This is a genomic window from Bradyrhizobium sp. UFLA05-125, assembly GCF_059803515.1.
This window is the reverse complement of sequence record NZ_JBANBJ010000144.1, coordinates 1-7,763: the sequence shown is the minus strand read 5'-3', so window position 1 is coordinate 7,763 and position 7,763 is coordinate 1. Positions and strand designations below refer to the sequence as shown.

The following is a 7,763-nucleotide window of genomic DNA, read 5'->3' as shown; positions in this document are numbered from 1 at the left end:
GGGCTTTGGGACGAGGTGATGGTGTCCGACCTCAAATATTTCGACGGTAGCGTCGGCCAGATCGATCGCGTCCCGGACGATCTGAAGGCGCTCTACGCGACGGCCTTCGAGATCGACAGCGCCTGGCTGATCGAGGCTGCCGCACGGCGGCAGAAATGGATCGACCAGTCACAATCGCTCAACCTCTACATCGCCAAGCCCTCCGGCAAGAAGCTCGATGCGCTCTATCGCCTCGCCTGGCGGCGCGGTTTGAAGACCACCTATTACCTGCGTTCCCGCAGCGCCACGCACGTCGAAAAATCGACGCTGAAGGGCACTGACGGCAAACTCAACGCGGTCTCGGTATCGGCTGCGGCCTCGCATGCCCCAATCATAATGCCAGCCGCGGCAGCCCTGGACCTCAATGGTATCAAGGCCTGCCGGATCGAAGATCCTGAATGTGAAGTGTGTCAGTAAGGAGATGACGATGCTCAATTGGTCCGATACCGAAACCACGGCGGCCGCTCCGGCGGCCTCGGCCCTCACCGCCGCACTGCGCCCACAGACCCAGCTCAAGCTCGAGCCGGCAGATGGGACCGGTCTCGGCGCGATCGATCGCACCGGCGGCCGCGTGTCCGTCGACGAGAAGCGGATGATCAACTGCCGCGCCGACGTCAACCAGCTCCTTCCGCTGAAGTACAAATGGGCCTGGGAGAAATATCTTTCCGGCTGCAACAATCACTGGATGCCGACCGAGGTGTCGATGCAGGCCGATATCGCGCTGTGGAAATCGCGGGACGGCCTGACCAAGGACGAGCGGCGCGCGATCAAGCGCAACCTCGGCTTCTTCGCGGCATCTGAGTCGCTCGTTGCCAACAACATCGTGCTGGCTATATACCGTCACCTCACTAATCCGGAGTGCCGGCAGTATCTGTTGCGGCAGGCCTTCGAGGAGGCGGTCCATACTCACACATTCCAGTACATCGTCGAGAGCCTTGGCCTGGATGAGGGCGAGCTGTTCAATATGTACCGCGAGGTGCCCTCGATCACCGACAAGGCGGCCTGGGCGCTCAAGCATACACAGCATCTGAACGACCCTTTGTTCCAGACGGGAACGCCGGACCATGGCCGCGCCTTCCTGCGCGACCTGGTTGCCTTCTACGTCGTGTTTGAAGGAATGTGGTTCTACACCGGCTTCGCGCAGATCCTGTCGCTCGGACGCCGCAACAAGATGGTCGGCATCGCCGAGCAGTATCAGTACATTCTGCGCGACGAGAGCATTCACCTGAACTTTGGCATCGATGTGATCAACCAGATCAAGATCGAGAATCCGCATCTGTGGACGCCAAAGTTTCAAGAGGAGGTCCGCAGCATGATCCGGGAGGCAGCCGAGCTCGAGGCCGCCTATGGTCGCGACACGATGCCCCGCGGTTTCCTCGGCCTGAACGCTGCGTTGTACGAACAATACATGCACTTCATTGCCAACCGGCGATGCGCGCAGATTGAACTTGCGCAAGTCTTCGCCGAGGTCGAGAACCCGTTCCCCTGGATGTCGGAGGCGATGGACCTGAAGAAGGAGAAGAACTTCTTCGAGACCCGCGTCATCGAATACCAGAACGGCGGTGCACTGAGCTGGGATTGACGTCGAGTAGCAGCAGTCGCGCGCCAGGTTTGACGCGCGCACCGGCTCGGTGAGAGCCCCTTTGCTCGCGCGAATACCCGGCAGGCAGTCAATCGCTATGATCGTGCGACGAATGCCCGCTTTCAGTCGGATAAACCCAGTGGTGCGGTAAGTCATTGATTTTTCTCGACCCGTCTCTTAATTAGCCGATCCTCCTGCAACAAGCTTCGGGGCTTCTCTCTCGATCAATCGCAAGAATTGAGTAACGCGGCCCCCTCGCAACCGGTGCTTCTTGCGGTACCAGCGACCGCGCCCTGCCGTTCGCGTTTTGGGTTCCATTTCGCAACGTTCGGGTGTTCCCGCAACCACCGATGCTTGCGACAGCAAGCCATCCAGAGCCCCGGCCTCCGAGAGGAAGTCGGGGTTCTTCTTGCCTGCTGCAAATCGTAGGATCGCAGCCAGCTGCGCTGCTTGCGGTCTTTGTGGCGAGCGACTGGTGATGCCCGAGGCGATGAGCAGCATGGAAGAGCTGCTCATCGTGAACTTGACATCGCAGGCTGGTGCCGTCCTCACCGACAACATTCGAAAGCGCTTGGTACGCCGCTTTAAGGGCTGGCGCGCCTGGGCCCGAGCATATCAGGCTCGTGGTCTGGCTCGACGGCGTCAACGAAGCGCATGGCTTTCCTTGGTGTCGTTGGATCGATGCGATGGCCAGCTTCCTGAAAGGGGGCGGGGGCAAGCTGATCGTCACGATGACCAGCTGGCGTCATGCCGGGATTTGCTCGATAGTGACCTCGCCGACCGACCGCCTGTTGGTCGATGAGTGGTCAGAGTCCGAGCTGAAGAGGATCGCGAGGCGCGTCAAGTCGGATGCTCTGTCAGCCGATGTCTTTGACGCTTTGCGAATCCGCGGATGCTCGGGATCGCCATCGAATTTCTCGACGCCAAGGAGAGTTGAGCGCGTCGACGAGTTGACCGTGGGACGACTGCTGTTCGAGCATATTCTGCGGCATGAGCGCGACGCTATCTCCAGTCATCGGATCGACGCTACGCTGGCGCGGTTAACTCAATTTGCGCTCCCTGATCGATACGTTTTTATAATTCGTTGTCGCTCGAGCATGCCTTCATTCTTCTACTCGCGACGCTTGCGTCTCACTCATGGTAAGGTGCGCGTTCCGTCACCTACCAAATATAGTGATTGAGCCGCATGATAAAGTGTCACATATCGGTTATAACGACCGATCCGATCGTCAGCATGCGGCAAGATGAACGAACTGAGGGAACTATAATGATCCAAAAAGGGCGCACAGCTGAATGCCGCAAATACAGAGCGGGTCTCCGGGCGAGAACCTTTTTTCTTATATTGGTCGCGGTGGCAGGCTTGTGCTCCCAGCCGGCGCACGCCAAGCCCGTCCCGTGTCCGTGCGATGACGTGATGTGTGATGATCATGGTGCGTGATGATCATGGTGCGTGATGATCATGGTGCGTAAGTGATCTAGCGCCGGAGGTCGGCTTCGGCCGCGAGGTCGAAGCCAACTCCCTCCGGAATGGTGAGCAACGCCTACAAGGAAAACGTTAAGGCAGTAGCTGCTTCCAGGAGAATTCGATTCTTTCCCCGGTCAGCGCGTGTCGGCGTTCTCGTATTGCCAGCAGGGCCTGCAGCCCGTCATCAACGCGTCCTTTCGCGGAATTATCCCAAGTCCGCCTCGCCGGTAACGATCCTTCAGACGTCAACGCGGTGGCGCGACGTTGCAGGCATCAGATCCGACGGATTCGTACCAAGCGTACGGATCGTATTCTTCGATAGAGTTAGGCGATTGCCTTCCGCGTCCGATACTGCCGCTTGGGGGTTACAGCACAAATAGCAGTCTTGCGCTAATCCCCTTGCATGAACTTAGCCAATCAGTCATCGACGCTCGTGTTCATTTTCACAATCCGTCGGCGATCTCGGTGACAACCCGTTCATCCGTGACGATCCTTCGATGAGTTGCAAAGGTCAACTTATTCAAGAGCGCTATGCCAGCGCGAGCGTCGAAAATCGGCATTGTTTAGGGAAGGGTGTCCACGTGATAATGAAACGGCTTGGACGGCATTGGCTTTGACCGGACTGCAATGAAAAGAAAGTCCAATGAAAAAGCCTAGCTTTGCGACCGAATACATGAGGTGCTCAGTTCATTCAGAAACGGAAGTGCCATTGGTAATGAAACCCGATAGCGATGGTCGGAAGTAATTCCATATAAGTTTGAACTGTCCTGCGAACAGAAGAACGATGGCTGCAACGAGGAACCACGTTCGATAGGCGTCTAAACTGAACAAGATGTTACAGGTCGCCAGGCCGGCCGATGAGAATTCTCGGACCCGATTGTGGACACATTTGTGCTGCGGACGTGAAAGGCCATTTTCGCCCCGGCAGCGCCGTACGAACGGAGCTTGTCGCTGATTATCATCACGCGCGGTGACGTGTCGGTGGATTTCAAGAGCTTGTTCATAAGGGCGCTGTGCAGCACCAAATCTCGTCGACGCTTGATCACGACGTCGAGAACGAGGCCATTCTGGTCGACGGTGCGACTGAACCAATGTTGCTCGCCGGGATCGCGATAACGACTGCGTCGAGATGTCATTTGTGGCCGCGAACGGAGCTGGCGAATCCAGTCGGAGTGGACAACGCAAGTACGTTAGATGCCCGACAATGTCGGATAACTGAAATAGCAGTTTCAGGCTAGCATATTGACAGAGACACGATTTCTCCTTTGGCACGTCAGATGCTTGCCAACCGGAAGATGGACCACCATTGTCCTTAAGATTGTCTATGCCTCTCGGGGAGATTGCAATCTCCAGCGATCGTCGCCATTGCCCCTCCGTGGTCCTGTGTTGAGCTGCGTCTCGTTCAAGACATCGATGTCGCAAGCGTGACGGCAGGACGCCAGCTAGCGCGGCGAGAGGCGCATTGTTTTTCAGGAGTGATTTTCACAATGTCGTTGGCACATCGGTTGCTTGAGAGGGGGCATCCGTCGTGACCATAACAATCTAGCAGCTCACTTCTAAGAGTTCAGATGAAACTTGCTCAATCGATCCTGATGCTACCGCGACCGCCGCGCGCGCCATCGTGGCGAGGTCTCTCATCTCATGGTTGGGCTACGGCTTCCTGGCGAGGTCAGGACGGCGCTGTATCAGGAATGGGGCGAATGGCAGTGGAGGACATGGATTGGCAGGTTCTTGCCGGCCTGCCCCGTCCAAATAGCCATACCTTGGCTTTCCGCTTCGTGAGCGCGCGGAAGCCGCGCTTCTAGGTCAGAGCAATGGCCTCCGCGCTTCCACAATAGTGACTTGCATCTGTATTCCTGGAATCAAACAATATGATTGTGCGTAGCCTGCACGATGTTGAAGCGACCGATCACTTTGTCGATTGGGGCAATGGTACTAGCCACCGCCTCCTCACGGCTAAGGACGGCATGGGCTTTAGCATCTGCCACACCGTAGTGCGCGCTAACACCGTCTCGCTTCTGCAATACCGTAATCATCTCGAAGCCTGCTACTGCATCGCCGGAGAGGGCGAGGTGGAGGACATGGACGGCAATGTCTTCCCCATTGCCAAGGGCGACATGTATGCGCTTGACAAGCGTGACAAGCATCTTCTGCGCGGGGGGCGGGACAAGGATCTGATCCTCGTTAGCATCTTCAATCCGCCCCTCAACGGAACCGAGTGCCACAAGCTCAACGACCCGGCAGGCTCGGCATATTAAGCAAGGTGAACCGCCCCCCCCCGGCTTGCTCTGAGGCCATTTGGTTTGAGTTATGCCGCCATGGCTGGTTGTCCGGCATGGCGTTGTCCGGCCTCGGCCCGGGAATGTTTGAGGTGGGCTCCAGGAGCCGTCGATTGTTGACCAATCGACCCATTCGAGGGTGGAAATTCGACAGCCTCGAAGCTTCGCCATGGCCCGGCCGATGGATCACCTCGGCCTTGTGTAGGCCGTTGATGGTTCCGGCGAGAGCGTCGTCATAGGATCTCCGACACTGCCGACAGATAGCTCCGCGCCTACTTCAGCCAGGCATCGGATAAGTGACATAGCAGTGTTAGGGCTAGCATACTGACAAAGAACGATTCCTCCTTTGGCACGATACATGCGTAGTCTTCTCTATAAAGGCGAATTGACTGAGGAGCAGTCCTCCGATGATCTTGCTCACCGGAAACTCAGACCAGGCTAGTGATCGCCTTCCTGTTTTGAGCGAAGACGAGGCGCGAAGCATAACTGCGGCCCATGAATTGCTGGCGCCTTCAGAGGAGTTTTGGATACAGCGGCTAGAGCGCAATAGAATATTGCAGCTTCCTTTCCTGTCGTTGTCCGTGGCTGAGGCGCCGCCCAGGTGGCAGTCCAGTTCGTGGTTCATTGCACGAGCTTTGGCTATGTTGTCGCCACACGATCGCACGGAATACTTGGCAACGGCTTGGCTGATCTATCTCGCCCGCATCACGGGAGAAACAGAGCTTCAGCTGGGATGGACGCCTGCATCGGATGGATCGCAAGCGGCCTCCAAAGCGATGGAGGTGTTGATCTCCTCTGTCGTGCCGATGGAAGTGACGATTGGGCTTGCTAATAATCTTGAAGAAGTGCGCAAAACCGTAGCGGCCGAATTCGCTCAGCTGAGGGCGCACGGTAGCTTTGCCCGGGATCTTATCACGCGTTGCCCGGCCCTGCGAGGTGTGGAGGCGCTACGCTCGCACCGACCCTGGCCGATCGGCATCACAATCACGACAGAGAGCTGTTCGGTGGCTGGCGATCTGATGACGAGTCACAGAGCTGGCCCGGCCCTATGCGGCGATTTGCTGACCTTTGAGGTTTGCGCTCTGGATGGGAGCTTCCGCTGGCATTTTGATGCCAGTCGATTAGCACCGAGGCAGATCGTCCGCATGACGCAGCATTTGCAGACTTTGTTAAATGGTGTGATGGCCGATGCGGGGCAGCCGGTCGGCCGCATCGACATTCTCCCGGCAGACGAACGCACGTATCTAATGGAGGAGTTGAATCGGACTGCGACGCCTTATCCGTCGGAGCGGCTCATCCATGAGCTGTTCGAAGCGCAGGTGCAAAAGGCGCCAGAGGCGTTGGCTGCGGTCCATGAGAACGAGAGACTGAGCTATGGCGAGCTCAATGCGCGGGCCAACCAGCTGGCGCATCATCTGATCGCGCTCGGGGTCAGGCCGGATCAGCCGGTGGCGATCTGCCTGGAGCGCTGCTTGGCAATGGTGGTTGGTGTTTTGGCGATCCTGAAGGCAGGGGCGGCCTATTTGCCGCTCGATCCGGCTTATCCGTCGGCGCGGCTGCGGATGATTGTCGACGATGCCGCGCCGCGACTGCTGCTTTGCGATGCCGCCGGTCGAACCGCATTGGGCGCCGAGGCTGTAGCCGATGTCAGCGTAGTCGATCTGGATACTGCCACCCCGGTCTGGGGCGAGCGGCCGCCTTCGAACCCGCAGCCGCGCACGCTTGGCCTCACATCGCGCCATCTCGCCTATGTCATCTACACCTCCGGCTCAACCGGGACGCCAAAGGGCGTAGAAATGTCCCACGGCTCGCTTGTGAATTCGCTCGCGGGGGTTGGCACGTCAAAACGATGCACACTTCAATTCGCTACCCTGAACTTCGATGTGTCCTGTCAGGAAATGTTCATTTGTTGGAAGGACGGTGGACTGCTCGTACTTGTGCGGGAAGAGACCCGTAGGCGCTTCTCCGACTTGCTCGAATTCATAGAAAGGGAGGCGATCGAGCGACTTTTCCTCCCATTCGTAGCATTGAACCATTTTGCGGAGGTCTGGGGCGCGCAGCAAGTGAAGCTGCCATCTTTAAGTGAGATTTATACAGCGGGTGAGCAACTGCAGGCCACTCCACTGCTTAGGGCCTTCTTCGAAGCACATCCAAAGGCGAGATTGATCAATCAATACGGGTCCACAGAAATCAGCGTCATTGCCGAGCACCACCTTGCAGCTGACCCATCATGTTGGCCCCAGTTGCCTCCCGTTGGCCGTCCGATTGCGAACACGCGAGTGTATCTGCTGGACGGTCATGGCGCGCCGGTGCCGTTCGGGGCGGTGGGCGAGCTTTACATCGGCGGGGCGGGGGTCGCGCGGGGCTATCTGAACCGCCCCGAGCTGACAGCCGAGCG

Annotated in this window: 7 protein-coding genes and 1 pseudogene; 5 read left to right on the top strand and 3 right to left on the bottom strand. The window is 57.8% G+C overall.

From position 1 onward, the window contains the following. Positions 1-456, top strand: a 456-nt coding sequence (locus SO156_RS45330) for a ribonucleotide reductase barrel domain-containing protein (protein WP_498539399.1), incomplete at its 5' end; no start/stop codon positions are given. Positions 457-466: 10 nt separating this feature from the next. Further along, positions 467-1,621: a ribonucleotide-diphosphate reductase subunit beta gene (locus SO156_RS45325; protein ID WP_498539398.1), complete on the top strand. Its 1,155-nt coding sequence runs from the start codon at positions 467-469 to the stop codon at positions 1,619-1,621. 177 nt (positions 1,622-1,798) lie between these two features. Here the strand turns inward: SO156_RS45325 and SO156_RS45320 are convergent, their stop codons facing one another. Then, entirely contained in the window at positions 1,799-2,122 is a 324-nt protein-coding gene (locus SO156_RS45320) for a hypothetical protein (protein ID WP_498539397.1), read from the bottom strand. 122 nt (positions 2,123-2,244) lie between these two features. Here SO156_RS45320 and SO156_RS45315 point away from each other — a divergent pair, with 122 nt between their 5' ends. Next, positions 2,245-2,802: a hypothetical protein gene (locus SO156_RS45315; RefSeq protein WP_498539396.1), complete on the top strand. Its 558-nt coding sequence runs from the start codon at positions 2,245-2,247 to the stop codon at positions 2,800-2,802. 1,102 nt (positions 2,803-3,904) lie between these two features. On the opposite strand, the gene SO156_RS45310 is transcribed toward SO156_RS45315, so the two are convergent. Then, a complete protein-coding gene (locus SO156_RS45310; RefSeq protein WP_498539395.1) occupies positions 3,905-4,222 on the bottom strand; it encodes a DDE-type integrase/transposase/recombinase in 318 nt (105 codons plus the stop codon). Positions 4,223-4,957: 735 nt separating this feature from the next. Between SO156_RS45310 and SO156_RS45305 the strand changes: the two genes are divergently transcribed. Then, positions 4,958-5,344 (top strand): ectoine synthase, encoded by a 387-nt coding sequence (locus tag SO156_RS45305; protein ID WP_498539394.1) that lies wholly within the window; start codon positions 4,958-4,960, stop codon positions 5,342-5,344. A gap of 50 nt (positions 5,345-5,394) precedes the next feature. On the opposite strand, the pseudogene SO156_RS45300 reads toward SO156_RS45305, so the two are convergent. Further along, positions 5,395-5,650: pseudogene (locus tag SO156_RS45300) on the bottom strand (IS3 family transposase); the annotation flags it as partial. 122 nt (positions 5,651-5,772) lie between these two features. Here SO156_RS45300 and SO156_RS45295 point away from each other — a divergent pair. Next, positions 5,773-7,763, top strand: a 1,991-nt coding sequence (locus SO156_RS45295; RefSeq protein ID WP_498539393.1) for an AMP-binding protein, incomplete at its 3' end; no start/stop codon positions are given.